This window comes from Thermomonas brevis (assembly GCF_014395425.1).
Classification (GTDB): domain Bacteria; phylum Pseudomonadota; class Gammaproteobacteria; order Xanthomonadales; family Xanthomonadaceae; genus Thermomonas; species Thermomonas brevis.
The window spans coordinates 138,613-162,303 of sequence record NZ_CP060711.1; the positions used below are offsets into that span (position 1 = coordinate 138,613).

Annotated in this window: 25 protein-coding genes and 2 pseudogenes; 11 read left to right on the forward strand and 16 right to left on the reverse strand. The window is 61.3% G+C overall.

Going from position 1 to position 23,691, the window contains the following annotated elements:
- Positions 1 to 169: 169 nt before the first annotated feature.
- The 5 genes from H9L17_RS00630 to H9L17_RS00650 all read right to left on the reverse strand — a co-directional run bounded on the left by H9L17_RS00630 (position 170) and on the right by H9L17_RS00650 (position 5,635).
- Positions 170 to 1,681 (reverse strand): hypothetical protein, encoded by a 1,512-nt coding sequence (locus H9L17_RS00630; RefSeq protein WP_187570499.1) that lies wholly within the window; start codon positions 1,679 to 1,681, stop codon positions 170 to 172.
- Positions 1,681 to 2,682, reverse strand: coding sequence for an ATP-binding protein (locus H9L17_RS00635; protein ID WP_187570500.1), 1,002 nt, complete (start codon positions 2,680 to 2,682; stop codon positions 1,681 to 1,683). The genes H9L17_RS00630 and H9L17_RS00635 overlap by 1 nt, the downstream gene beginning before the upstream one ends.
- A 51-nt stretch (positions 2,683 to 2,733) precedes the next feature.
- Complete coding sequence (locus H9L17_RS00640; protein ID WP_187570501.1) at positions 2,734 to 4,593, reverse strand: hypothetical protein; 1,860 nt, start codon at positions 4,591 to 4,593, stop codon at positions 2,734 to 2,736.
- Positions 4,586 to 5,308: a hypothetical protein gene (locus H9L17_RS00645; protein ID WP_187570502.1), complete on the reverse strand. Its 723-nt coding sequence runs from the start codon at positions 5,306 to 5,308 to the stop codon at positions 4,586 to 4,588. Before H9L17_RS00645 ends, H9L17_RS00640 begins: the two co-directional genes overlap by 8 nt.
- A gap of 141 nt (positions 5,309 to 5,449) precedes the next feature.
- Positions 5,450 to 5,635 (reverse strand): hypothetical protein, encoded by a 186-nt coding sequence (locus H9L17_RS00650; protein WP_138349917.1) that lies wholly within the window; start codon positions 5,633 to 5,635, stop codon positions 5,450 to 5,452.
- Positions 5,636 to 6,295: 660 nt separating this feature from the next.
- Here H9L17_RS00650 and H9L17_RS00655 point away from each other — a divergent pair.
- The 5 genes from H9L17_RS00655 to H9L17_RS00675 all read left to right on the forward strand — a co-directional run bounded on the left by H9L17_RS00655 (position 6,296) and on the right by H9L17_RS00675 (position 10,411).
- Positions 6,296 to 7,516 carry a hypothetical protein gene (locus H9L17_RS00655; RefSeq protein WP_187570503.1) on the forward strand — a complete coding sequence of 407 codons (1,221 nt, stop codon included), beginning with the start codon at positions 6,296 to 6,298 and terminating at the stop codon, positions 7,514 to 7,516.
- A gap of 671 nt (positions 7,517 to 8,187) precedes the next feature.
- Positions 8,188 to 8,373 (forward strand): hypothetical protein, encoded by a 186-nt coding sequence (locus tag H9L17_RS00660; RefSeq protein ID WP_187570504.1) that lies wholly within the window; start codon positions 8,188 to 8,190, stop codon positions 8,371 to 8,373.
- 7 nt (positions 8,374 to 8,380) lie between these two features.
- Positions 8,381 to 9,355 (forward strand): SOS response-associated peptidase family protein, encoded by a 975-nt coding sequence (locus tag H9L17_RS00665; RefSeq protein WP_187570505.1) that lies wholly within the window; start codon positions 8,381 to 8,383, stop codon positions 9,353 to 9,355.
- Complete coding sequence (locus H9L17_RS00670; RefSeq protein ID WP_187570506.1) at positions 9,352 to 9,606, forward strand: hypothetical protein; 255 nt, start codon at positions 9,352 to 9,354, stop codon at positions 9,604 to 9,606. Before H9L17_RS00665 ends, H9L17_RS00670 begins: the two co-directional genes overlap by 4 nt.
- Positions 9,607 to 9,838: 232 nt before the next feature.
- Entirely contained in the window at positions 9,839 to 10,411 is a 573-nt protein-coding gene (locus H9L17_RS00675) for an antitoxin Xre/MbcA/ParS toxin-binding domain-containing protein (protein WP_187570507.1), read from the forward strand.
- A 92-nt stretch (positions 10,412 to 10,503) separates the two neighbouring features.
- Here H9L17_RS00675 and H9L17_RS00680 read toward each other — a convergent pair whose 3' ends face one another.
- The 4 genes from H9L17_RS00680 to H9L17_RS00695 form a co-directional block, all read right to left on the reverse strand.
- Complete coding sequence (locus H9L17_RS00680; protein ID WP_187570508.1) at positions 10,504 to 11,766, reverse strand: Y-family DNA polymerase; 1,263 nt, start codon at positions 11,764 to 11,766, stop codon at positions 10,504 to 10,506.
- Between the two features lie 22 nt (positions 11,767 to 11,788).
- A complete protein-coding gene (locus H9L17_RS00685; RefSeq protein ID WP_187570509.1) occupies positions 11,789 to 12,187 on the reverse strand; it encodes a hypothetical protein in 399 nt (132 codons plus the stop codon).
- Positions 12,184 to 12,660, reverse strand: coding sequence for a LexA family protein (locus tag H9L17_RS00690; protein ID WP_187570510.1), 477 nt, complete (start codon positions 12,658 to 12,660; stop codon positions 12,184 to 12,186). The genes H9L17_RS00685 and H9L17_RS00690 overlap by 4 nt, the downstream gene beginning before the upstream one ends.
- Positions 12,661 to 12,975: 315 nt before the next feature.
- Positions 12,976 to 13,437, reverse strand: coding sequence for a nucleoside deaminase (locus H9L17_RS00695; protein ID WP_187570511.1), 462 nt, complete (start codon positions 13,435 to 13,437; stop codon positions 12,976 to 12,978).
- A 217-nt stretch (positions 13,438 to 13,654) separates the two neighbouring features.
- On the opposite strand from H9L17_RS00695, the gene H9L17_RS00700 reads away from it, so the two are divergent.
- Positions 13,655 to 14,785 carry a dsDNA nuclease domain-containing protein gene (locus tag H9L17_RS00700; RefSeq protein ID WP_187570512.1) on the forward strand — a complete coding sequence of 377 codons (1,131 nt, stop codon included), beginning with the start codon at positions 13,655 to 13,657 and terminating at the stop codon, positions 14,783 to 14,785.
- 389 nt (positions 14,786 to 15,174) lie between these two features.
- Positions 15,175 to 16,533, forward strand: a complete 1,359-nt coding sequence (locus H9L17_RS00705) for a hypothetical protein (RefSeq protein WP_187570513.1) — start codon at positions 15,175 to 15,177, stop codon at positions 16,531 to 16,533.
- A 142-nt stretch (positions 16,534 to 16,675) separates the two neighbouring features.
- Here H9L17_RS00705 and H9L17_RS00710 read toward each other — a convergent pair whose 3' ends face one another.
- Both H9L17_RS00710 and H9L17_RS00715 read right to left on the reverse strand, forming a co-directional pair.
- Positions 16,676 to 17,299, reverse strand: a complete 624-nt coding sequence (locus H9L17_RS00710) for a tyrosine-type recombinase/integrase (protein WP_187570514.1) — start codon at positions 17,297 to 17,299, stop codon at positions 16,676 to 16,678.
- Between the two features lie 380 nt (positions 17,300 to 17,679).
- Complete coding sequence (locus tag H9L17_RS00715; RefSeq protein ID WP_007182542.1) at positions 17,680 to 17,982, reverse strand: putative quinol monooxygenase; 303 nt, start codon at positions 17,980 to 17,982, stop codon at positions 17,680 to 17,682.
- A gap of 201 nt (positions 17,983 to 18,183) precedes the next feature.
- Here H9L17_RS00715 and H9L17_RS16215 point away from each other — a divergent pair.
- The 4 genes and pseudogenes from H9L17_RS16215 to H9L17_RS00730 all read left to right on the forward strand — a co-directional run.
- Positions 18,184 to 18,630: pseudogene (locus H9L17_RS16215) on the forward strand (type 1 glutamine amidotransferase family protein); the annotation flags it as partial.
- Positions 18,631 to 18,753: 123 nt separating this feature from the next.
- Positions 18,754 to 19,062 (forward strand): helix-turn-helix domain-containing protein, encoded by a 309-nt coding sequence (locus tag H9L17_RS16220; protein ID WP_202935623.1) that lies wholly within the window; start codon positions 18,754 to 18,756, stop codon positions 19,060 to 19,062.
- Positions 19,063 to 19,290: 228 nt separating this feature from the next.
- Positions 19,291 to 20,355 carry an alkene reductase gene (locus H9L17_RS00725; protein WP_187570516.1) on the forward strand — a complete coding sequence of 355 codons (1,065 nt, stop codon included), beginning with the start codon at positions 19,291 to 19,293 and terminating at the stop codon, positions 20,353 to 20,355.
- 72 nt (positions 20,356 to 20,427) lie between these two features.
- Positions 20,428 to 20,592: pseudogene (locus H9L17_RS00730) on the forward strand (IS21 family transposase); the annotation flags it as partial.
- A gap of 75 nt (positions 20,593 to 20,667) precedes the next feature.
- On the opposite strand, the gene H9L17_RS00735 reads toward H9L17_RS00730, so the two are convergent.
- The 5 genes from H9L17_RS00735 to H9L17_RS00755 form a co-directional block, all read right to left on the reverse strand.
- A complete protein-coding gene (locus tag H9L17_RS00735) occupies positions 20,668 to 20,844 on the reverse strand; it encodes a hypothetical protein (RefSeq protein ID WP_246455121.1) in 177 nt (58 codons plus the stop codon).
- 58 nt (positions 20,845 to 20,902) lie between these two features.
- A complete protein-coding gene (locus tag H9L17_RS00740) occupies positions 20,903 to 21,469 on the reverse strand; it encodes a GlcG/HbpS family heme-binding protein (RefSeq protein WP_223158068.1) in 567 nt (188 codons plus the stop codon).
- Between the two features lie 255 nt (positions 21,470 to 21,724).
- The gene (locus H9L17_RS00745; protein ID WP_187570517.1) at positions 21,725 to 22,600 is read right to left on the reverse strand and encodes a carbon-nitrogen hydrolase family protein; all 876 of its coding nucleotides are present in this window, start codon (positions 22,598 to 22,600) and stop codon (positions 21,725 to 21,727) included.
- Entirely contained in the window at positions 22,597 to 23,205 is a 609-nt protein-coding gene (locus H9L17_RS00750) for a GNAT family N-acetyltransferase (RefSeq protein WP_187570518.1), read from the reverse strand. Before H9L17_RS00750 ends, H9L17_RS00745 begins: the two co-directional genes overlap by 4 nt.
- 1 nt (position 23,206) lies before the next feature.
- The gene (locus H9L17_RS00755) at positions 23,207 to 23,614 is read right to left on the reverse strand and encodes a ketosteroid isomerase-related protein (protein ID WP_187570519.1); all 408 of its coding nucleotides are present in this window, start codon (positions 23,612 to 23,614) and stop codon (positions 23,207 to 23,209) included.
- Positions 23,615 to 23,691 lie beyond the last annotated feature (77 nt).

Consider the following 23,691-nt stretch of genomic DNA (forward strand, 5'->3'; position numbering starts at 1 on the left):
CGGTGATTGACGCGGAGCATTCGCCCTGAAGCTAACTGGCTGATATCAAAAGAGAAGCGCGAACTAGCTGGGCGTTTCGTCGGAGATTTTCTTGCCAACAACACGCCCGGAACTCACAGAACTACCAGTAACCGCCCATAATTTCCTCGAACTGCCGACGATCTGCCCGCTATTTCTTCTGTCGTACTTTGCGAGCTCGGCGCGCCAGTCGGTTCCGGGTCCGCAGCTGCGTTGCCGACGGCTTGGATCCAGTCTTGTGCTTTGGCGCGGGTGAAATGGACGTCGGGATATCGACTGTACGCCTGGAAGGGGGTGGACGTGTTGGCGTCCAGCATACCCTGACCGAACGAACCACCTCGTTCCCGATTACGATCTCTGCGGTGGGCAAGACCCAGCGTTGTCGCGCAGGCGCCTTCCCGCCGGTCATCATAGACCTGAGTACATTCTCCAAACCTTGGGAATACGCCCGGGCAAGGATGGCTTCCAGCGCTCTAGTCACGTGGCGTCGCCCCGAGACCCCATCCAACGCATGGGATCGGGCAGCCTGAAGGGATCGGCTACATCCATCGTCGCGCACATCCAGACCTGAGATCACCCTGTCCAGCAACTCGCCGCAGAAACTGGCTGCCGTTGGGTCGACTGCAGAGAGGTTGAGCCAAGTGTTCTGGTCGCTGGACAACCCATGCGGAGCGATCAGGTATTCGGGGCGGTTGACGAGGTTCTGTTGGAGGGTCTGTCCTTCCTCCAGACCATTCAAGGTGGCGAGCTCGTGTGGGGTGGGAGTATCGGCAGGAAACGCTGCCACGGCATCTAGGGTTGCCTGAGCGAGCTTGGCGTGCATCGAGGCGGGGAGCGGCACGAACGTCAGTGGACGCTCGCCCCCCAGAAGGCTCCAGCTCCAGAACTCGCCTTCGGGTGGTTCCTCCCCAGCATCGGAAAACTCTTCCAGCTCGGCCGTGGGCTTGGCGGTTGTGAGCATGCCCTCGAGGTCAAGCGATTGGCGGGCCAGTGCAGCGTATCCAGGCATCCAGTCGGTATGCGGCGCGGGGACTACGAGCAGGCGGGACTTCCGCTCTTCGGCGGCCCAGTGCAGAAATCGGCTGGCCCATGCGTCGACTTCCGCCGCCGGGAAATGCCACATGTTGATCGAAGCCGTCCTGACCTCGAATGCGTCGTACCCGCACTCGCACCGACCAAGACGAAGATCCGGGTGAAAGCGTGCCCAGCAGGTTCGACCACACTGAGGACAGCCTGCGTGCAGCTTGGCGGCATGCCATGGACAGCGATCGATGAAAGGCAACTGGAAAAGCGCACAGTGGTAGCCATGGGCCGCGCAGAGAGGGCAATCGCGCAGTGGGAGGTTGTGGCGTTCTAATACACCCCCCGTGCGTAACGGGCTCCACACTTCTGGTGACCAATAGTCACCGACGCGCGTCGCTCGCAACCCAAGTGCGTGAAGCAGCCCCGATTTGGGGGCGCCAGGCCTTTGGGTCGCGGTCAGTGCGTCGGATGTCACTCGGTTGCGAATCCCTAGTGCCGTCAGCTCACCGCCCATCAGCCGGCCCAATTGCGTCATCCTCCGAAGCAGCCCGTAGCCGGAAATATAGGGATAGGGTTCGAGATCAGCGCCAAGGAGAGCCGGCAATGCCGGCCCTCCTTGAATGACGTCACGCCAGGCCATTACGAGGCCTCGTCATGGCGCATGTCGGGCATGCGCATCTTGGCGCGGACGAACTCCAGGCGGAGATAGCCGCTGGCCAGGAGGACGTGCCTGACCTGCTCAGGCGTGAAACCGTTGAAGTCCGATTTCTCGTGGGCAATGTCGGCGAGGAGCGAGTGCACGACCAAGGTAAACGTTGCCATCGGCCACGCGTCAGTTTCGGGCAGCTTGTACTCCGTGCGCAGCGATCGGACGCCCTCGAAGATCACCGGCGCATCCTTCGACAGGCACCAGCCGCGGTCGAACGCGTTCTTGGCGAAGTAGCGCGAGAACGGCATGTCCGGCGTCGGCCAGGCGACCGAACGGTCGTAACGCCCCAAGGCATGGGTGATTTCCGCAATCCCCATCAGCGGCCGGAACGGAGCAGTGTCCATGAACCAGCGGCGCACGGTATGGGACGGGCGTTCCAGCCAGTCGTCGCCGACATCGACACCCTCGGCATCACTCTGGCGAACCAGGACGAGGAACAGACTGAGGTTCTCGTCGAGCACCAAACCATCCAGATCCTCGAGGTACTGGTACTCGGCCTCGGTGATGCGCTGGGCGTTGTCGATGAAGAGCACCATGCGGCGTTGCCGCGCTTGGCCACAACGGGTGCGAATGAAATTCACCAAGCGTTCGAGGCCCAGGCCGGGATCCATGCGGATGGCGTTGACGAGCTTCAGGCGCCGGTTCATAGCGGTCCAGAACGCACGGTCTGAGCGACGAATGCCGCTGGGCATCACCATGCGCGCCGCGACGCCGATCTGCTGTTTCGTCTTGTTGTTCACCAGCCAGCGCGACGCATTGCCGGTCAGGTACTGCTGCGCAGTCGTCTTGCCGAGCCCGCCACCGCCGTACACCGAGCAACCGTGATGACCTTGACTGATATTGGAGAGGATGAAATTGGCGAGGTATTCGGTCGGCTTAGTATAGATCTGGTAGCTGTTGGGGATGAAAATGGGATGTTCGTTGTTGTCCATGAGGTCTTTTGGGCGCTTGCGCACCATGCGGGAAGGTGGAAAACCGGAGCTTCAGAAGTCGTTTTCGTCGTCGAGGCTGATCCAGCCACCCGGAGGGATCTTCATGGGGGCATTGATCGTCGGCGGACGTGAGCTAGGTGGCGTGCCGTTGTGGACCTGCTCCATGCGAGCAAGTTGATCCACTGCCTGCTGGGAGGTTGGCGCCTGTGCACGCAGGAATGCGACGTATGCTGCGATTGCGCAATCCGCGCCGGTGATGGAGAAGCCTGCCCTCAACTTCGACCACTTCATGACCATGGCCCGTGTGGTCTCATCGTGCGCTGTGCGGTTCCAGGGCGCGGCCGCCCGGACGGCGCACAGGGGCGTGGTGGCGGTGCGCATCAGCACGAACGATCGAAGGTCGTGGCGACGGACGCGGGCTAGCACCTTTTTACCGACCAGTTCCCACTTATGGTCCAAATCCGGACTGCGATAGCGCACGTACATGTAATTGACGTGTGGCATGACGCCTTCGTTGCGATTGCCGTGAACCGTTAGCGGCACCAGCACGCTCCCCATGTCGCTGGCATCTTCCTCGGCCGTGTCAGGCATGAAAGCGAAGGCCTTCGGCCCTTGCATCTGCAGGAACTGCAGCGGACTCAGGTCGCCCAGCGCGGGGTGGGGCGTTGCGTTGTAGTTCGCGATGATGACGTCCAGCAATTCTTCGAACGCATGCAACTGGATCGGATAGTCGTTCGGCGCGAAATTGCTGATACGGATCTTGTTCTCGCCCAGGCGCTTGGCGGGCTCGAAACCTCCCGGCACATCGCGGAGTGCGCCGCGCTCCAGGCGCGAGAAGAACTGCTCAACGATCGGGCGGGAACGTGGCTCGTGTGCACGCCCATAAAACAACATGCCGCCGCGGGCGCGGCAGAACGCCTGCTCAAAGTCCAAGGCCGAATGCGCCTTCGCGTTGTCCAGGGCCAGCAAGCGCGAACGCCATGACGAGTGTGCGCCCAGTGAGCCTGAGGGGAGGCCGGCGCCCGGTGCGTACTCCAAGCCAGGGATCGTCAGTTCCCGGCGTTTCCACGGCTGCAGGGAATTCGTGATGCAGGAGCCGAGATCGAGGTTGTTGTACGCCCTGCCGACGCGCAGGACCCAACCGACGATGACGCGGGATTCAACCTCGATCTCCACCAGCAGCCACATCGAAGTGATCTGACGCTTGACCGAACCGCCATTGGGCAATGCCACGCCGAGGACGGCCTCGATATCGATGCGATGTCCGTCGATTTCCGTACGGGCGAACGGGCTTCCCCGGAAAATTCCCGACAAGGTGGAGGGCGGGGCATCGGCGGTGTCGAGATTGCCGACATCGGAGTGATCGATGCGGCGCTGGCGGATAAAGCGGAGCAGGGCACGACGCCCCTGATCCGCTTGATTCAGGGGATAGAAATCCCGCAAGTCCAAGCGTTTGAGCTCGGCCACGATCTTCGCGTGCAACCGATCGAAGGCCTTCGGCGGTCGCCCCGGTGGCAAGGGCTGCCCGAATTCGTCGATCCAGATCGCAATTTCGGGGCGCGCCGAGAGGAGCTGACTCATCGCATGCGGACCGGCCAGCCGCGGCATTTCCGCATCGCCTTTCTGTTCGCCGCGCTGATAGGTGCCCCATGGCACGCACACCCTGAACCCGTACGGTTGCCCGTCGTGCGCCAGTTGCGGGGCGCGCTTCACCATGGCGCGCAGGCGTTTATGGCACAACCCGTGCGCGTCAGCCGCACGGGTAATGCCCATGTCACCTGTCAGGACCGCCGTCAAGGCAGCGCACGCTTCCTTGAAGCGCGACCGGATCGATTCGGTGAGATCCGATTCCTTCGGTTTGTACCAGGCAGCAAGCTCCTCACTGGGGTAGCACGTGTAGAGGCTACGCACGGGCTATCTCCAAGACGGCGTCGGCAGCGCCCGGCAAGTAGTCCACCAACCGCAACTCGCCGTGATGGATCATGCCGGCCACGACTGCACGCACGCTTGCAGGCGTGAAATCGAGTGTCTTGATGAGGTTCGACAGTGAGACACGTTCGCTGTTGGCGAGGCGAGCTCGGACCTGGTTCCGAATAAGCGAGCGCGTCGCCAGCCGGCCGTATTCCCACACCAACGGCAACAGTTCGAAGCCCGTCGCAAGCCAAGCCCGTGCGGAAAGCAATTCCAGCTCAGTGACATAGTGCAGCCGGATGCCATTGCGCTGGGCGGCGTCGTCGAGTTCGTTTCGATCCCGAACGGAGACGGTGCCCGTCGTGCTGCCAACGGCGCCTGCTTCGGGAACCACCAAGAAGAAGCGCTCCTCGCCCGACGTGTCGCGTGTCCAGAACGACACATCAATCTGTCGTTTGGCGGTGAATTGGATGCGCCGCGGACGCTCGACGTATTTCTGGATGGCGGGATCGAATTCGAGCTTGAGTGCCACTGCGGCGTTGACCGCGTCGGCGATCGTGACGACTCGCTGGTTGCGTGGCGAAAAGAAGACGAATACTTCGCGACGATTACGTTCGCCACGGGTCAGCTTGCGAGGGGTGTAGGACAGGTTCGGATCAATGGCATGCGATGCCACGGACGAAGCGCCCGCGGTCGCGGTGGTTCCAGCAGTCATGACAGCTCCTTCGCGCGCCGCTAAGGCGCACGGCAAGGGACCGGGGATTTCCCGGTCGAGTGGCAGTGAGAAAAGGCACAGCTCGCGCTCGCGAACGGCGCCTCGGCGCTCAGTGCACGGGTTCGGGCTCGAACCGGTAGCTCAGAACCATGCGGACAACGGACTGATGTACAGGTGGCAGCGGTATGCCGGTCCGCCCGGTACCTTCAAGTGGGTCTGGTAGTGGACGGGACGGAGCCGCTCGTTGTGCCTGTCGACGGCCTCGTCAAGGGCGGAGGTCACGGCGACCAACGGCATGCTGTTGGCCTCTTTGCGGTTGTTTTTCATCTGGGGATGTCCTTCATTAGGCTGCCAGAGGTAGCAGTTGACAATGCCCAGGAAAAGAACGATGCTGCGGGTGAGCGCCCTATGGCATCGCGGGACCCTGGCAGGGGTCCCGTTTCTTTTTCCGGGATTGGAAAGTTCGGCAATTAGTGAGTCGGGCGTTGGTCGGCGCGTAGTTCCTCCTGGTTAGTTTCTTTAGTTTCTGTTGTTCCAGTTCGTAGCATCAGATTCGGTGCGCACGCCCATCGGCGGTGCTCGCTCCGAGGTCATGGCATCGGTTAGAGAGTGGGGAGTTGTTCTGCCCTAGAGCCAGACACCAAATCGCTCACGGTTAACCCGACTCCCGGCCGAGTGTGGCCAACCACAGCGCCACGTCCCTCGTCCGCGCGAACCTTCCGCGCCTTCCGGGTAGCAAAAAGGTGTCCACCGGCAGGTTCCCAGCCTGCAGAGCCCGCTGAAACGACCTCGCGCTGCGGAAGCCCAGGCAGTGTTGAAGAGACGTTCCCCCGACCAATTCCCCGTGGATGTCGACCATGGACCTGGCCACGTCGGGCGGTTGTGTGAGATGCGTCCGACTTCGCATGGCTTGTGGCGCCTAGTGACACGTGGTGGCCGATAGTGGCAGGCTAACTGGAGTGTCACTGACATGTCATTTCGGCTCATATGACACTCCAAGACCATAGTGATCAGGATTCAGCTGAGAAGCAGGTGCGCGCAAACCGGGCCGACGACATCGCCGTCCGCGTGCGATCTCGCCTTTGGGCCTGCGTGGTCTACGAATTGATGGCTGGGGCACGGTCCTGGGATGACCTCGATGCCTACTGGCTGCCGGAGATCGACCGCCACTACCCGACCGAAGACCTGACCACAGACAGCCGCGGCCGGCGACGGCTCTTCCATCGCATCTACTATTCAGGGAGCAACCCGGGGGTCATTCGTGGCCTCAATGGACAACGTCTCATCGACGTTGTTCACGCCGATGCGGTTTTCCAGCTCGCGAAAGAACTCTATGAGTCGCCTTTCTGGACGCTCGCCGGAAAGCAGGAGATCCCCGGCGCCCTCGTGCGCCCGCTTCAGTTGGCCTTGATGGAGCGCCTAGGGTTGCTTCGATTGACTCCCACCGAACGCATCCTGGCTCGACGGGCTGGCCTCCCGAAAGCGATTCATGAGCACAGGAATCTCGGGCATACAAAACGAGCAGCGCTGGACGTGGCGCAGATCGGATCACTCGACGCCATCGCGCTGCTTTCGTGTGCGTTCTGTCTGGCCAAGGACGCTCTTTCGTTCAGGGAGGCGGATGTTTACCTTGATGCGATCCGCCGCGCCATTGGTGCTTTTGTCCGAAGATGGCGGATGGGGGAGGAAGCCCGCACGAGCCTTGTGGCGCTAGTTGAACGGCGAATAGTTAGGCGGACTGACGAACCCATCAAACCGCAGCACTTCGGATTTTGGGTGCGAAAACGCGCCAAAGACTACGATCCGGAATGGGGCAAAGATGGCTTCATGTCCACCGACAGGCTCCGACACCCAGCCCAGCCAGAGTCGCCCATCGTTCGCGTCGACAATTCACTCTCCAGCTTCCTCGCGGCGTTTGAAGACCACTACAGTGTGTTGCGGACTGAACTCCTGGATGCGCTGCGAGCCTCGACAGCCAAGCACCAAGAGACCGACGACATAGCGTCATCGCCTATGGGGAACCTGACCGGGGTGGAACAGATCCGAGCTCGGATGATTGATAAGTTCATGCTTGATCTTCTCAATTCGCACGACGAAAACGCAGTAGACATGCTGACTCACATTCGGCAATTCCGCGTTGGTGGTGGGCTACCTCGAATGATCGGCGACCTCCTCGACCCTCCTCGGAGACTTAAGCGAGAGCGCTAACTGCCTAGTCGGGTGTTCGATCTGATGCGCTGTTTCTGCTCCCAGGATCGCCACGGGGCCAAGATTGACCTCTTGGAGCAATAGGCACAGACCACTGATCGCCTTTACGGGCTCGCTTCTGGCCGAAAGGTCGTTTTCCCGCTGATGCCGGAGGTAACGTTCTTGCTTCCGGAGCCCGAGGTGTTTCCCATTCCGCCGTGGTTACAGCAATTAGCGTGCCCCCTAACAATTCGTCCAAGCCGACGCCGCTTCGCGGCGCGGCTTAAATCAGGTGTTAGGCCCCAGCATGCAGATCCACCGCCCTTGGAGTGTTGCTACTGGCATTGCAGGCACGGTCGGGCATCTCCTCCTCGTTGCCATCGCATGGGATCCATCCGTGCGGGTCGTTAGGACCCATATCGGAGCCCTGGCCGCACCCCTGGTGCGGGGCCGACACTCGACAGGGTCAACTCCCGTAAGAGTTCGGCTGGCCACTAATAGCATGGTCGTCGCGCAGGGTTCCTTTGAACTGTATGGGTCACCTGCCGGCCAACCTGTGCAGGTCCAAGAGTTTCAAACCCTCGTCTTCCGCCGGCCGTCGTTTGAAGCTGTGCGGTTGTCGCAGTAGGCTGGGGCCTAACAAGACGTCCAAGCCGACGCCGCGCCGCGGCTTAACCCAGGTGGTAGCAGTCATGAAAGCATCCGATATTGCCGCTTGGTGGGGGGCTCGACTTGCCACCCTCGTCTTCGGATGGGACATCTACATGTGGGCAATGTCGGGGCCACGCCTCGTGGTAAAGGGTGAGGCGAATCCGAAAGCAACGGAAGACGAGCTGCTGGCGCTCGCTCAACGCATTCATCCGAACCCGGCTCATTGAGAACGACATGTGCTACTCCGCTGAAGCTTGGACTCTGTACGACCAGTATGTGAAACGGTTTGGCGCAGACATCGACATCAGGGCATTCTGGGAGTTGTACCTTCGCCGGGACGATCGTTATCGGGTCCGAAACAAGCTTTCCGATGGCACCAAAATCCCCAAAGGAATGGATCTCAACTTCCTTCTACCCAAGACCGAGGTGGAGCGAAGGATCCAGGATCTGATCGGTACTTGGAATGGACGCAAGTTGGCTGAAAGCGAGGTGGAGTTGGAAAAACAAAAGGCACGCCTGCAAGCGGCGGAAGCGAAGCTGGCGACCAAGCCAACGAAAGCCGCAGCCAATGACAAGCGAATCGCATCCAACAAGATCAAGCAGATGGAGCGTTGGATTGCCGATGCCAAACGCACAAGCCACCACCCGACGCATGACGACCGAATCTTCCCCTTGTGGTACGCCCCGGTTCTCCTAGTCGAGGACGGGAAGCCCATCGTCCGGCCAATGCGATACCTGTGCCGTCCCCAAGGCATGGATTCCACGACCGACTACACGAAAACGGGCCAGGTTTCCGGCAAGTACAACGCGCGACGGGACAATCTTCAGAAGTTCTGGCGTCGCCAATTTGGACACACTCATGCGCTCATGCTCGCCGAGACGTTCTACGAGAACGTGGACGACGGTCACGGTGGGTCAAAGGAAATCCACTTCCAGCCAAGGTCCGGCGGCACAATGTTCATCGCGTGTCTGTACTCCCACTGGGTAGATCCCACTGGTACAGAGCCTGACTTGTGGTCGTTCGCCGCCATTACCGATGAGCCTGAACCGGAAGTCGCCGCGCAGGGGCATGACCGCACGGTCATCAACATCAAGCCTGAGAATGCTATTGCGTGGCTGACACCCCAGGGCCGGTCAGACGAAGACCTGCTTGCAATCTTGGACGACAAGCGACATCCCTTCTATGAGCTGGTCAGGGAGGCTGCATGACCGATCCGCGCCTTCGTGAATTGTCGAACTACCTCACCCAAACCGACCGTTCAGTGCCCCATGCCGTTTTTTGGGTGGGCTGGGCCAACATCGCGGGCGACCTATGTGAGCATGTGTGGGCTGCCGACGTCGCCCCTGAACTGAGAGAGGCCTACACGGAGCTACTCGCTGAGGCGGATGAGCGTGGTTGGATGGTGCCGCTGGATCAGTGTCAGCCATGCGCTGGAAGCTCAACTGATCAACTCGATTGAGCCGACACCTGAACGCTGACGTTTGGCGCAGGAGATTAGGGATGCTTATCGTGGGTAGGCTTGCGATGCGTAACACCTCCACAATTTCACACCGTATAGCGACGCCAAGAGACACCTGATGTCGGTTCGACGCGTTGATCTACGGTCCTTAGGAAAACTCCTACGCGTTCGTGCGCAACATTCCTATCGCATCGCGTGCTCCAACGGCGCACCATCTCTTCGTGGTGAAGCAATGGCACCCGGCAAGGAATCAGATCGGATCACGCACTCTGTCATCACGGAGCGCGCCGTGAAGGGGGCAGCGGGAGTAACAGCTCGCACAACAATGCGTCACCATCAGCGCCGCCCCACGGGCGGCGCTGCCATTTTGCAGGTTGCTAAACGCATTCCAGACGTGCACCCTGACTTCCCTTCGCAACCGTGCAGTGGCAGCCGTTCTATGACCGAGCAAGGGCTGTTGGGCCCCGGCCTCCGGACGTTTTTCCGCATAGCCGAAAAGTGGCAAATATCCCACGCCCAACAGTGCTTCCTGTTGGGCTGCCAAGATCAACAGGCTCTAGATTCATTGCTAGACGGCGACTTTGCAGAGATGCCTCGTGATGTACTCGTCCGCATCAGCTACTTTCTTGGCATCTATAAGGCCCTGCACACCATCTTCCCCAATGAACACCAGGCTGACAGTTGGATGATCCGCCCAAACAGTGCGCCGCTATTTGCCGGGCGATCCGCGATCAACTTTGTAGCGGAAGAGGGCGTCGATGGATTGGCCGCTTTGCGAAAATATCTGGATGAGCAACTAGGTTAGTCGCGCAGGGCGGCTTGGTGAGCCATCGGAGACATTGGTGTGTAGATGAGGCTAGCCGGTCCTCCAGCTAAAGTACGGTCCGGTATCCATGGTCATCTGGCGATCGCCAGCTCATGCCAGCTCGTCGTATACCGTCCTGATAACGCCGTCTGGTTCATCCCCCACAATGGTCTCTCCAGCGCCCCCTTGCGCGGGCGCCACGCACTCGACGCCAACCCCAGCGCCCCTCTCCCGAAGCGGGCATTGGCTCGATCCATGACCTCCATCAGGCTCTTCGAGCGCGGATCGGCCAGTGCGAAGAGATCCCCTTGTTGGTGGTCGCCGTGAGTCAGATCCAGCAGGCCGACGCCTGCCTTCTTGTAGCGATAGCCCTCCCGATACATCGCCCGCACGAGGTGCTGCGCAAGGCGCAGCACCTCGCGGGTGTCGGACGTCGGGGTGATCAGCGGCATGGCGCCGGATGGGTGGTATTGCGGCGCATCCGGCTTGAAGGGGTTGGTGTTGCACCAGACCCAGACGCCGTTGGCATGCAGGGAGCGAGCGCGTAGCTTCTCGCAGGCCCGCTGGGAGAAGGTCGCCACGGCCTGCTGCAGGTCGTCCAGCGCAACGACCTCACTGCCAAACGAGCGGCTGACCACGATCTGCTTCCGGTCCGGCTCGCTCTCTTCCAGATTCGCGCAGGCGATGCCCTGCAGCTCGCGCTGGGTGCGGGCCAGTACGACGCCGTAGCGCGCCCGCAGTGTTTCGGGATCGGCGCGGCTCAGGTCTGCCGCGGTCAGGATGCCCTCGGCACCCAGCCGCGCCGTGAGACGGCGGCCGACGCCCCAGACATCCTCTGCGGGAAACTTCTCCAGCACCGCATCACCGGGCAGCACTGTCACGACGCCGTGGGGCGTCTTCTTGGCGAGCTTGTTGGCCAGCTTCGCCAGTGTCTTGGTTGGCCCGATTCCCACGCAGCAGGGAATGCCCACCCACTGCCGGATCCGGGCCCGCACCCCGGCGGCGACTTGCTCGCGCTGCTCTGCCGGGATGCCTTGGAAGTCCACGAAGGACTCGTCGATGGAGTAGACCGCCACCCGGGCGAACTGGTCGCGCAGGATCGACACTACTCGGCCCGACAGGTCGCCGTAGAGGGCGAAGTTGGCCGAGAAGATCCGCAGCCGCCGACGCAACGCTGGCGACACCTCATGGATTGGCTGGCCCATCCCAATCCCGAGGTCTTTGCACTCCTGGCTACGCGCGATCACGCAGCCGTCGTTGTTGGACAGCACGCAGACAGGCTCGCCCTGCAGCTCGGGCTTGAACGCCCGCTCGCAGGAGGCATAGAAGTTGTTGCCGTCGACCAGGCCAAACATGCACGTCGCTCCGCCAGACCCTTCAGTCCACGGGCAGGTGGACGATCGATTCCGCCTCGCTGCGCAGCTGGCGGATCAGGCTCAAGACGCCCTCGAAGCGCTGCAATTCGGCCTCCTCGGTAGTGGCTCGCGCATAGGTCTCCGGCTCATCCAGCACGTCCAGCATCAGGGCGGTAGCCGAACCGTCAGCGTGTGGGGTCAGGCGGGCCTCGTAGATGCAGGTGCCAGTCCAGGAACGCCAGCACCGCAGCACATCGCCGTCCAGCCAGATCGCCCAGCGGTCGTCCATGTCGCGCGGCCACAGGCCTGCCTGCAGCCGCAGGACATCTTCGATGGCAAACACGTGGCGGCACCGCAGCGGCCAGCGGGGGCCTTCCATCGGCTTCAGCTTGTGCTTCCAGCTCTGCGGGATGTCGCTCATCGCCTGCGCCCCAGGAGTTGACGGAAGTTCCAAGTCACCACGCCCCAGATCTCCAGCTCCATGTCGGGGGGAACCAGGATCGGGGGATAGTCCGGATGCCCGGAATGCAGCTCGAACCGCCTGCCGCGCCGTTGCAGCTGCTTGCAGGTGAAGCCACTGTCCCAGATGGCGATCACGATGTGGCCGTGTCGCGGTGTGATGCTGCGATCCACGATCAGCGTGTCGTCGGGGTAGATGCCGAAGTTGATCATCGAGACCCCGGTGTCGGCCCGCATGAAGAAGGTCGAGACGGGATTGAGGATGCAGTGCCGGTTGAGGTCCAGCGCGTCGTTCTCGCCATAGAAGTCCTCGGCCGGCGACGGGAAGCCGCAGGTCACCCGGTTCGACAGCAAAGGCAGCGCAAGCTCTGGCGCGTCAGCATCGGCAGGTCCGATGACGCCAGGCGGCAGGAGGGCGGGCGGGAGATCGAGCATGGCGGCAGTCTCGGAGACGGTGGGCTCACCGTTTGAGACGGGCCATGATAGTTGGTTAGTAGTAATACTACTAATGTTCTTCCGGCGGGCACTTCCGCCCTACAGCTCAAGAGCTTCCTGAGGCGGAACCGCTGGTCTAGGCGCGGTCGGCGGCCCCGTCATCCCTGGCGGGGCGCGCGACGGGTGGATGTCCTAGCCGGTGGCCGGTCCCGTGCGTTGCCAACGAGTACAGTTTCGCCTGTGGCCCGGAGTGAGGGCATCAGCCAATATCCATCCGACGGGTCAGAAAAGTCTGGTTCTAGGCGTGGGAAGCGCTCAGCCTTGTTGGGCGTCTTTCCACGCCCTGTAGATATCCGGCTCAAGGCTGATCGGCGCGTGCTGGATGTCCATGGACTGGTCCGCGAACGGCTTGGCCAGGTCGGTGTAGATCGCGGCGGTGGAGAGCCCGAAGGGCTCTGCGTCCTCATTGGAGTAGGCGTAACGCACCCGCGTGATCCCGGCCATCCGCATTGCTGCCATGCACATGGGGCAGGGCTGGCCGCTGGCATAGACCTCGCAACCGGCAAGGTTGGGTGTCCCGAGCGCCCGGCTGGCGGCTCGAAGGGCGTTCAGCTCGGCATGCGATGTCGGGTCGTTCGTGGCCAGGATCTCATTCACGCCCCGAGAGATGACGAGTCCGTCACGAACCACAACGGCGCCGAAGGGCCGTCCACCACCTCGCACGTTGTCGTTGGCTAGCTGGATTGCTTCCGCAAGGAAGTGGGTAGTGGTGTTCAACAGCTGCCTCCATGCTTGGTCATTGACGGGAAGAGAAGTTTGCCAGTGACCTCTGACGACCCGAAGCGGACTCATTGAGCGCCTAAAGATGAGGCCTAGCTAATTGTCCTGACATCAGTGGGACCTTAAGCCTAAGGTCCAAAACGAAATCCCTGCCTTGCACGACGCGGCTTGCTAGTCGAAACTGGACCGCAGGGGCAAAGGGGGCTGTCTAATAATGGCAGGAGAAGCGCTGAAGGAGCTCGTGCACGTTGCCACCTCCTCGGAGTATGCCGAGGTTGGCGGAAGCCATAACCAGAAGGGAATTGAGTTCCAACGCCATTGGGGCCTCATGCGAATGTTCGAACTGGCCGAAGCCGGTCAGACGGACTTCTTGGTGCTGTTCGAAGCCATTCAAGACATAGCGGTCCTTGATTCGACAACGTCACCAACGGCGATTGCGGTCTATCAAGTCAAGAAGAAGGACCGCAAAGAGTGGGGCTGGGGCGAGCTCACCGGGCTGCATGCTCCTTCCGCCAAGGCAAAGCCACTTGACGGAGTTAAGGGCAGCCCAATCGGAAAGCTGTACGAAACGGTAAGTGCCATCACTACTATCGCGAGCTCTGGTCGGTTTCTATCCAATGCGGGCTGCGACGTACCCCTCGCCAATGGACAGAATGCCGCGGTTCATGCATCGGTTCCCTTGTCAGTGCTGGCGGACGCGCAGCGAGAATTGCTTACCAGTGGTCTAGTCACGTTGCATGCTGGCGGCGGTTCCGGGCCGGACCTATCAAAGATATTTTTCGAGCGCACTGACCTGCCGGTGAACTCCCCTGGTCCGCATGTTGTAGGTATTGCTCATGGCTTTCTTGCGAAGCGCAGTCCACGCCATGCGGGTCAGGCTCAGTCGCTGGTCGAATCGCTGCTGACGAAGATAGCGCCACTAGGGGCGAGGACTGAGCCATGCGCGGACTTCGACGAAGTCAAAGCTCGGCACGGCTATTCACTTGCGGAGTTCTCCGCCGCACTTGGTGAGCTTGAAAAGATTCCAGATGTCATCGAGCTGCTAACTGCGTGGGTGGCGCAACTGTCGAACGAAGGAATGGACTTCCTTGAGCTGACGAGGATGCAGGTGGCCGCTGCCTCCATCTATCAACGCCAAGTAATGGGCACCGTCTCGTCGGCTGAGACCGCGCTTGCGCACGATTGCGACGCCTACCTGTCGAAAGTGGAGCCATCGGCGAAGCTGCTTCCCTTCTTTGACGAGGCCTATGAGGCGCTTACGCCGAATCATTCCGACTTTCGTAAGGCGGAAATTCTTGCCCATTTTGCATTGAGAGCAATAACAAAATGCGCGGCCCAGACCTAAAGAAGCTCATCAGGAGTCTTCGAACTAAAGCCTATGAAAAGCTTCCAATTCGAAAGTATCAGGCTCATGTCGCACCGCGACGGAAGAGCGCGGAACATTCACTTCCACCCGACGAGCACACTCGTAGTCGGGCGAAATCACACGGGAAAGTCGAGCCTGATTAAGGCTCTCTTCCGGACCTTGGGGCAAGGCCGCAAGGTGGTCTGACGGAATGGGACGAGAGCACGGTATCCGTAGTCGACTTTTCTGTCGGCGGGGTTAGGTACAGTGCTCTTCATCAGCAGGGCCATAGGGCATTGTTTTCAGCCGATGGCGAGCTGTTGACGGTTGCAAATAGCCACGGAGAGTGGACTCGTGCCCTCACGCAAACCCTAGGGTTCAACCTCGTCTTGACCGACAAGAACGCAGCGACGGTGTCGGCGGATGCCAATTGCTTCTTTCTTCCGTTCTACATCAATCAGGATGGTAGTTGGCAATCGACATGGGACACTTTCGTTGGCCTAAAGCAGTTCCGCGCTCCTGTGGGACCGATTCTCGAATATTTCTCGGGCATCAAGCCGCCTGCGTACTACTCGTTAAGCGCGGAGCGAGCTCTGTTGCAGCGAGCCGTCGATGAACTTGAACGCGAAAGGCGCGCTTTGGAGCGCACGAAAGCTCGCTTCCAAGAAAGCGCTCCCCAACGAATGCCGAAAGTGAATCCCGACAACTTCCAAGCAGAAGTGGGGGAACTCACTAAGGAAGTTTCCAAGCTGAACGCCGAACAAGAAAAGGTTCGGGAGAAGCTTGTTCGCGAGCAGGAAGCTCTGGAAGGTATTGAGAACCAAGTCAAGGCAGCAAACGCCGCCTTGGAGACCTACTCCAAAGATTCCACGTACCTGCGGCAGGAGCCGAGAGAGGTTCTGGTTTGCCCAACCTGTAACGCCGAGCACAAGGAATCTTTCCTTGAGCTGCTGGACTACGCCGAAGACGCCCGCGTACTGCGGGAGCTTGTCGCGCAATTACGCATAAGCGCCACCAAGCTACGGGAGCAAACGGCGCAGACCCGCGCTCAATTGTCCGAGCTCAAATCGAGCTACAACCGGGTAGCCGAAATTCTTGCCACGAGGCGAGGGGAACTGGCGTTCAGTGATGTCGTCAACAGCATTGGCGCCGAGAACGCTATTCGTTCGTTCGATGACGAGAGCGCCAAGCTCAAGGGTGAAATTGATTCGAAGCTGGGTAGGTTGCAGGACATGGAGCGCACCCTAAAAGAGCTGACCAGTGCAGCCCGTTCAAAGGAAATCTTGGCTGAGTTCCGAGCCGCCTATGCGGCGGCGCTGGTAAAGCTAAACCTCCATGCACTAGACACGAGCCGCCTTCGTCTCGCTAGTAGGCCCGACTTGTCGGGAAGCAGTGGGCCCCGTTCAATCTTGGCGTATTACGCCGCCATCTGGACAGTGTGCTTGGGCAAGCACGGCTCATTCGCCGTTCCTCTAGTGATTGACTCGCCAAATCAGCAGGGGCAAGACGACATCAATTTGCCCAAAGTACTTCAGTTTCTCGCCAATGACTTGCCCGCTGGCGCACAAGTCATTGTCAGTACCGAAATGGAGACGGATAACAAATTCGCGCAGACGATTGAGCTTACGGATCCTTACAAGTTGCTTCGAGAGGACGATTTTCCTGAAGTGGCGAGTTCGATAGAGCCAATGCTGTCCGCGATGTATGGCATTTTGGACGGCGCGTCGTCATCGAGATGGCCTAAATGATTTTCCTCATGCATATTACGTCTTGGCGCTGAAGTCGGAATTTGGACGAGAGTACCTGCCGGATTGGCGTGTCAGTGGAACTCCTTCGTCCGCTCTTGGCCGCTCCCCGACCCTCTACGGTCGAGGAGCGAGCCTTATGGCTTCAGACATCCGTCTGCTCGGCGATCTCCAGGGCGTCATCGACCTCTATACCTAGGTAACGCACGGTGCTCTCTAGCTTCGTATGCCCAAGCAATAGCTGAACCGCCCTGAGGTTTCGCGTCCGGCGGTAGATCAACGAAGCTTTGGTCCTGCGCATCGTGTGCGTGCCGTAGGAACCCGACTCGAGGCCAGCATCTTCTACCCAGCGATGGACGATGCGGGCGTACTGCCTCGTCGACAGGTGGGGCGAGTCCGAAATACGGCTTCTAAATAGAAAATCCGACTGCTTGAGCTCAGCGTGGGTGATCCAAGCCTGCACGGCCTCGCGAGTCGATTGGGTGATCTCGAACTGGACGGGTCGGCCGGTCTTCTGCTGCATCACGATGGCGCGGGATGCCATTTGACCGCTATGGGAAACATCCGATACCCGCAGCTTCACCAAGTCGCAGGCGCGTAGCTTGGAATCGATCGCAAGGTTGAAGAGGGCGAGGTCACGGACCTTGTGGCCGAGCTGAAGGCGAATGCGAATAGCCCAGATGTCTTTCAGCTTGAGCGGTGCCTTCTGCCCGATCAGCTTGCCCTTGTTCCAGGGCTCGTGGTGCTGAGATGTGTGAAGAATTGCCATGCCCAACTCCTGATGAAGGGTTGGTCAGGCTTCTCCTACACCCAGAAGCAAGGCGTGATGCGACCCAAAGCGGACGATGTGTCGTGGCCCTCTGCAATTCTGTCGGGACGCCCACGGAGACGTGACTCACGCCAACGAGCCTCCGGGAATCCCGGGGCGATTCAGGCTTACGCTACACCGGGGCCAAGGAACTGCGGTCAAGACAGGAGGGCCTCCGCGCTGGGAAGAACTCCCAGGCGTATCGTGCGCACAGCTACCATACGAAAGTCCCACCCGAGGCTATTGAGAAACTCATTCGTCATCACACGAATGAGGGGTCGCACGTAGGGCTGTGTGACCCCCATCCTGCAGCGTGAGCTGATTGGGTCAAGGCCGAGTTGTCATGCAGGCAGTTTGGCTGCAAGAAGTTCGACCTTCTCGATATTGGGCGGAGAACTGAGCAAGGTCGCTGCGTTTGCCATCAAGGCCGCGGCGATCTGGCCGTTCAGATGCGCCTGGCGACCTGCCTCATCGGCAAAGGCATCGAACACACCAAACGTCGAAGGGCCAAACTTCAATGCGAACCAGGCCGTGGTGCCGGACTCGGCGTTGGCGAGCGGCAGTGCGCTGGCCAGGAAGTCGGCAAGCGCAGCTTCCTGGCCGGGTTTAGCTTCGAGGCGAACAAACAGGGCGAGCTTGGTCATGCTGTATTCCTTTGGGTAAATGGAAAAGTGGGTAAAGGGATCGACGAGACTGCAGTCTGAGTCTTCATGACAGACATCTCTATTGGCAATAATGACAACATTGATATCATTGCTGCCATGAAACTCCACCTCCTTGTTTGTGATGGCGTGTTTGATCTGGGGCTTGCGGCGTTCACTGACACAGTGGGCTTAGCCAATGCGATGGCGGGCTCGCTGCCACAGGCTCCCGCGCACATAGAGCTCACGCTGGTGGGCGTGCGGCGTCGCATCCGAACTGCGCAAGGCTTGACGGTCCCCGTGGTCACTGCGCATGGTGTGCCCGAACCAGACGTCGTGCTCGTGCCGGCGTTTGGCGACAAGATGCCTGACACGCTCTCGGCTCGACTCACACGCCCCGATGTGCCCGACGCGGTCGCGGCGCTACAGCAGTGGTGCACCGCTGGCGCGCACCTTGGTGCCGCTTGCTCCGGTAGTTTCTTGCTTGCAGAGAGTGGCCTGCTTGATGGGCATCGTGCGACGACGTCATGGTGGCTGGGGCCGATGTTTCGGCAGCGCTATCCGAACGTCACTCTGGACGAGTCACGCATGATCGTGAACTCGACACGCTTCACCACCGCGGGTGCCGCTTTGGCGCACGTCGACTTGGCCTTGCGCATCATCCGAGGGCGCAGTCCGGCGCTGGCGGCCCTGGTGGCACGCTATCTGCTGGTCGAGACACGCAGTTCGCAAGCCGAGTTCGTGATTCCCGACCACCTTGCGCATGCCGACCCGATGGTGGAGCGCTTCGAGTGCTGGGCCAGACGTCGGCTCGCGCAGGGTTTCTCGCTGGCCGAGGCGGCCAGTGCCGCGGGCACAAGCGAGCGCACCTTGGCGCGGCGGCTGCAAAGCGTTTTGGGAAAGACACCGCTGTCGTATTTCCAGGACCTGCGCGTGGAGCATGCCGTCCATCTCTTGCGCACCGGGAACGCCAGCGTCGACCAGGTCGCCGCACAGGTCGGGTACTCGGATGGGGTGACCCTGCGGGCCCTGTTGCGCCGCAAGCTTGGCCGGGGTGTCAGGGAGTTGCGACGCGGTGGATGACCAAAGGCGTTTGGTGCATGTACGGCTGGAGACCGCCGCGAAACTGTCGGAAGCAAAGGCCTACCCACTTGCGTCTACTACATCGTGCGTTGGGTGCAAAATCACCAGCCGTGCCAAAGCAGTCTTCAGTGACCTTTCAAAGTTCAGAGACCTTTCAAAGTTCTGAGTATTGGGAAAACTGTTAGCTTTACCACTGTTTTCTGTTCACTAATCTGGGTTTTCATCCACATGCTATTCAATCCACTTCAAGTAGGTTCTCTCACCCTGCCCAACCGCATCCTTCTGGCACCGCTGACCCGCACCCGTGCCGACGCTGGCCACATGCCCAACGCGCTGATGGCCGAGTACTACAGCCAGCGAGCCACCGGCGGCCTGCTGATTTCCGAATGCACCATGGTGGCGCCCGGTACATCGGCCTTCGTCAATGAGCCTGGCATCTACAACGACGCGCAGATTGCAGCCTGGAGGCAGGTGACCGACGCGGTGCACGCCAAGGGCGGACGCATCTTCATGCAGATCTGGCACGCTGGCCGCGCAGCCTACCCTGGCGCTGCCGATGGCGCCCCCATTGTCTCCAGCAGCGCCACCGCTATTGAGGGTGAGATTCACACGCCCCAAGGCAAGGTGCTGCACGCGGTGCCCCGCCCCCTGACCGTCGAAGAGATTCCCGGCATCGTGGCTGCGTTTGCCCAAGGCGCACGCAACGCCATTGCCGCCGGCTTTGATGGTGTGGAAGTGCACGGCGCCAACGGCTACCTGATCGACCAGTTTCTGCGCGATACGCCCAACCAGCGTACCGATGCTTACGGCGGATCGCTGGAAAACCGTGCACGTTTGCTGTTCGAGGTACTCACTGCCGTGACCCAGGCGATCGGTTCCGAGCGTGTGGGTCTGCGCCTGTCGCCACTCAACAGCTACAACAGCATGAAAGACAGCGACCCGCTGGCCCTCATCGGCTTCGTGGCCGATAGGCTCAATGCCTTCAAGCTAGCCTACCTGCACGTGATGCGCGCCGATTTCTTCGGCGTGCAGAAGGCCGATGTCATGCCCGTAGCGCGTGAAAAGTACAAGGGTGTGTTGGTGGGCAATATGGGTTACAGCGCTGATGAGGCAGAGGCAGCTATTGCCGAAGGTAAGCTTGACGCTGTGGCCTTTGGCACCGCCTTCCTGGCTAACCCGGACCTGCCCGCACGCATCAGGGCCAAGGCACCGCTGAACGCGCCTGACTCCAACACGTTCTACGCAGGTGGCGCCAAGGGCTATACAGACTATCCGACACTGCAGGTCGCGTAAATCACCGCCCCAGAAGACCGAAGAATCGAGCCACTTTATACCCAAGGCTCTACCCTTCGATCTTGCGAAGCTGTGAGCTGCGAACACGTCATCAACGTGCCGGCACGCTTGCAGGCACAGCCCCTGCCCGAGACAGTTGCGACCATCCTGCAGGTGAGCCAGGCCCCCCTGGCCGACACGGCGCGCTACGACAGCCTGCGCACAGACATTGTCGTGCAGGAGGCCGATCATGCGTGAGTTGGACAAAGAGCTCAAAGATCTGCGCCTGTATGGCATGGCGGGGGCCTAGGAGGATCTGGTCAAGCAAGGCAGTCATGCGACATTGGACAGCTCGCGCTGGTTGCTGAAGGCGAATTGCAGTAGGCCGCGCGGGGGCTGGAGCAGCGGATGCGGGCGCGCATGCACTTCGTCCACGGCCGCGGCCCGGTCGGCGTAGGCCGGCATGCCGTACACAATGGTGGCCTCTGGCGTGCTTCCAATGGTGGCCATGCGGCGGCTTCCCGGTCGTTGCACGAGGGCGGGGCGTGCACGCCCGTTGTGGCTCAACTTACCGCTTTCGCACCGGGGGCAGGGTCACCTTGTCCTCGGTTCCGCCACACATCGGGTGTTTGAAGCCATTGGCCTGCTCGGCCTTGTCGAGATAGACGATGTTGTCGTCCTTCGCGGGACTGACGCCGGCCGGCACGTAGTCCAGCGCGAGCGGGTGGCGGGCCTTCCACGCGATGTTGTGGTCGGCGCAAGAGGAATCGCCGCTGACGCCGAGCGCGCCCACCCGCGCTCCCTTCGCGTCGTAAAGCGCAAGGCCGCCGCCGAACACGTTCACGCCGCCGATCCGCGCGCCCACCAGCGGATCCTTCGCCGTGCCGAAGTCCGCGGTACTGCCGGCGTAGGCTACCTGCGTATCGACCGGGTTGGAAAACTGCAGGCCGAACAGGCTGCCGCCCGGCTGCGTGGGCGAATAGAGGTTGGCGGTGGACAGGGCGAGGCCCGGCAGGCTGAAGGCGTTCGCGGTGTTCGCCTTCTGCTCGGAAATCACCCGGCTGCCGAGCCACTGGTCGCCGACCTTGGCACCGGTATGCGCCACTGCGCAGACCGTGCCGTCGGTCGCCACCACGGTGCCCACCTGTCGAGGTTGAAGCTTCCGTTGGCGTCCTTGCGGGCATTGGCGAGGGCCTGCTTGAGCTGCTGCCAGTTCGGCAGGCCGTCGCATCCATCGCCGGCATGGGCGGCGAGGGGCAGTAACAGCGAAGAGCACAGTAGGGCGGGTACCGGGAGTTTTGTCATGGTCATGCCTCGGGTTGGAGTGAACCTGACGGCGGGCTTTCCGCTTCGGGTTCGGGGTGGTGTGCGGGGTGAAAGGAATTGCCGGTCACGAATGCCGGGCCTGCCGGAATGCCGGCGCCTTCTGGCCATCCCAATCGAGGTCGACGGCCACCTGGGCCTGCGCGCGGTGGCGTTCGAGCGCGTCGATGTCGAGATCGGCGATCGCCCACGTTTGCCCGCCGCGGGTCGTCGCGAGGATGCCGTCATCGGGAAAGCCGTGGTCCATCGGCGCGTAGATCGTGGCCTCGCCGGTATTCGTATCCAGAGCCGGACTCCAGTCGGCGGTCCCGGTGGTTACCGCCTGCGCGACGAATATCCGGTTCTCCAGTGCGCGCGCCATGCAGCCGACGCGCACCCGGGTCGCGCCCGCCTGCGTATCCGTGCAGCTCGGCACCAACAGCAGACGGGCGCCGGCTTCGCGTTGGGCGCGCACGGGCAAGGGGAATTCGCTGTCGTAGCAGATGGCGATGCCGGCGCGCACGCCCGCCAAGTCGAAGACTTTGAGTTCGTCGCCGCCCTCGATGACGCCAGCGTCCCGTTCGAATCCGGTCAACTGCAGCTTGTCCTGATAGCCGCGCGTGCCGTCCGGGGCGAACCACCACGCGCGGTTGCGATAGCGTCCCGGGGCGACTTCGGTCAGGAACGTGCCGGCCTGGATGACCAGGCGCAGCTCGCGCGACAGGTCGGCGTACAGCGCCAGCCACTCGGATTGCAGCGTTTGCAGCGCGGCGAGCGAAGCGTTCAAGTCGCGGCTGATTTCGGGCGCGAACGTTGACGCCAGTTCGAGCGACAGGTATTCGGGCAGCACGGCCAGTTCGACGCCGGCACCGCATGCTTCTCTCAGGATCTGGCGCTGGCGTGCGGCAAAGGCCTCGAAGTCGGCGGGGTTGCCAACCGCGTACTTGGCGACGGCGATCTTCATTGCCCGGCCTCCAGCGGACGCAGCCACATCGTCAGCGTCTGCTCGGATTCTTGCGCTTCGCCGAGTTGTTTCCACGGCAGGCTTACCTGCATGTCCGGCTGCCGCGTGTACCCACGGCGGGTCCAGAACACGTCGTTGCCGCGATAATCGGCCGGCCGCCGTGGATCATCGCTTGCCCGATTCACCGATGCGAACGAGGTCCAGCGGATGCCACCCAGCGAACGGGCATGCGCCTCACGCTCATCGAAGAAGCGATGCCCAAGGCCCTGTCCGCGGAACGCCGGGAGCAGGACGGATTCACCGCAGTAGAACACCTCCTCCACCGGGATGCCTCGGTCGAGGAACGGCGCCTGGAAGGCCGGTTCGGCTTCGCCTAGCGGCAATCCGGTGGATGCCCCCACCACCGTGTCGCCGGCGAGCACGAGCACCAGCACGCTGCCTGCCGAGCGGGCATAGGTGGCGAGGTAATGCTTCTCGTACTCGGCGTCGCCCTCGTAGAGGTAGGGAAAAGCGCGGAAGACCTCGGCGCGCAGGCGCGCCACGTCGTCGAACCACTCGACCATGTCGGCGCCGCGGCGGACCAGCACGCGAATGTCACCCGCCATGTCAGCGGTTCCCGCCAACCTGGGCGATCCAGTCGTCCAGGTTGTAGTAGTTGGTGACGCGCGCGATTTTGCCGTCACGGACGTCGAAGAACGCGCCGCCCGGCAGCACGTAGCGCTGGCCTTCGGCTTCCGGCAGCCCCTCGTCGGTCACCTTGTATTCGCCGTGCACCACGTATTCGGCGCCCGCGCGCAGGCCGTCGGCGCTGACCATCACCACGATGTCGCGCAACTGCTCGCCGTAGCAGCGATCCATGCGTTGCAGGAAAGCGCGGAACGCATCGCGGCCGGTTTCGCGCGCCCCTTGGTTCAGGTCGTGGGCGACGTCATCGGTCAGCATCGACAACATGGCCTCGCGGTCGCCGCGATTGAAGGCGTCGTAGTAGGCGGCAATCAGATTCGAAGTGTTCATTCGGGCTCCGTGTGCAGTGGGAGGATCCGGGGCATCCCGGAATGAGGGCAAGTTTGGGAGACGGATCAGGCTATGTA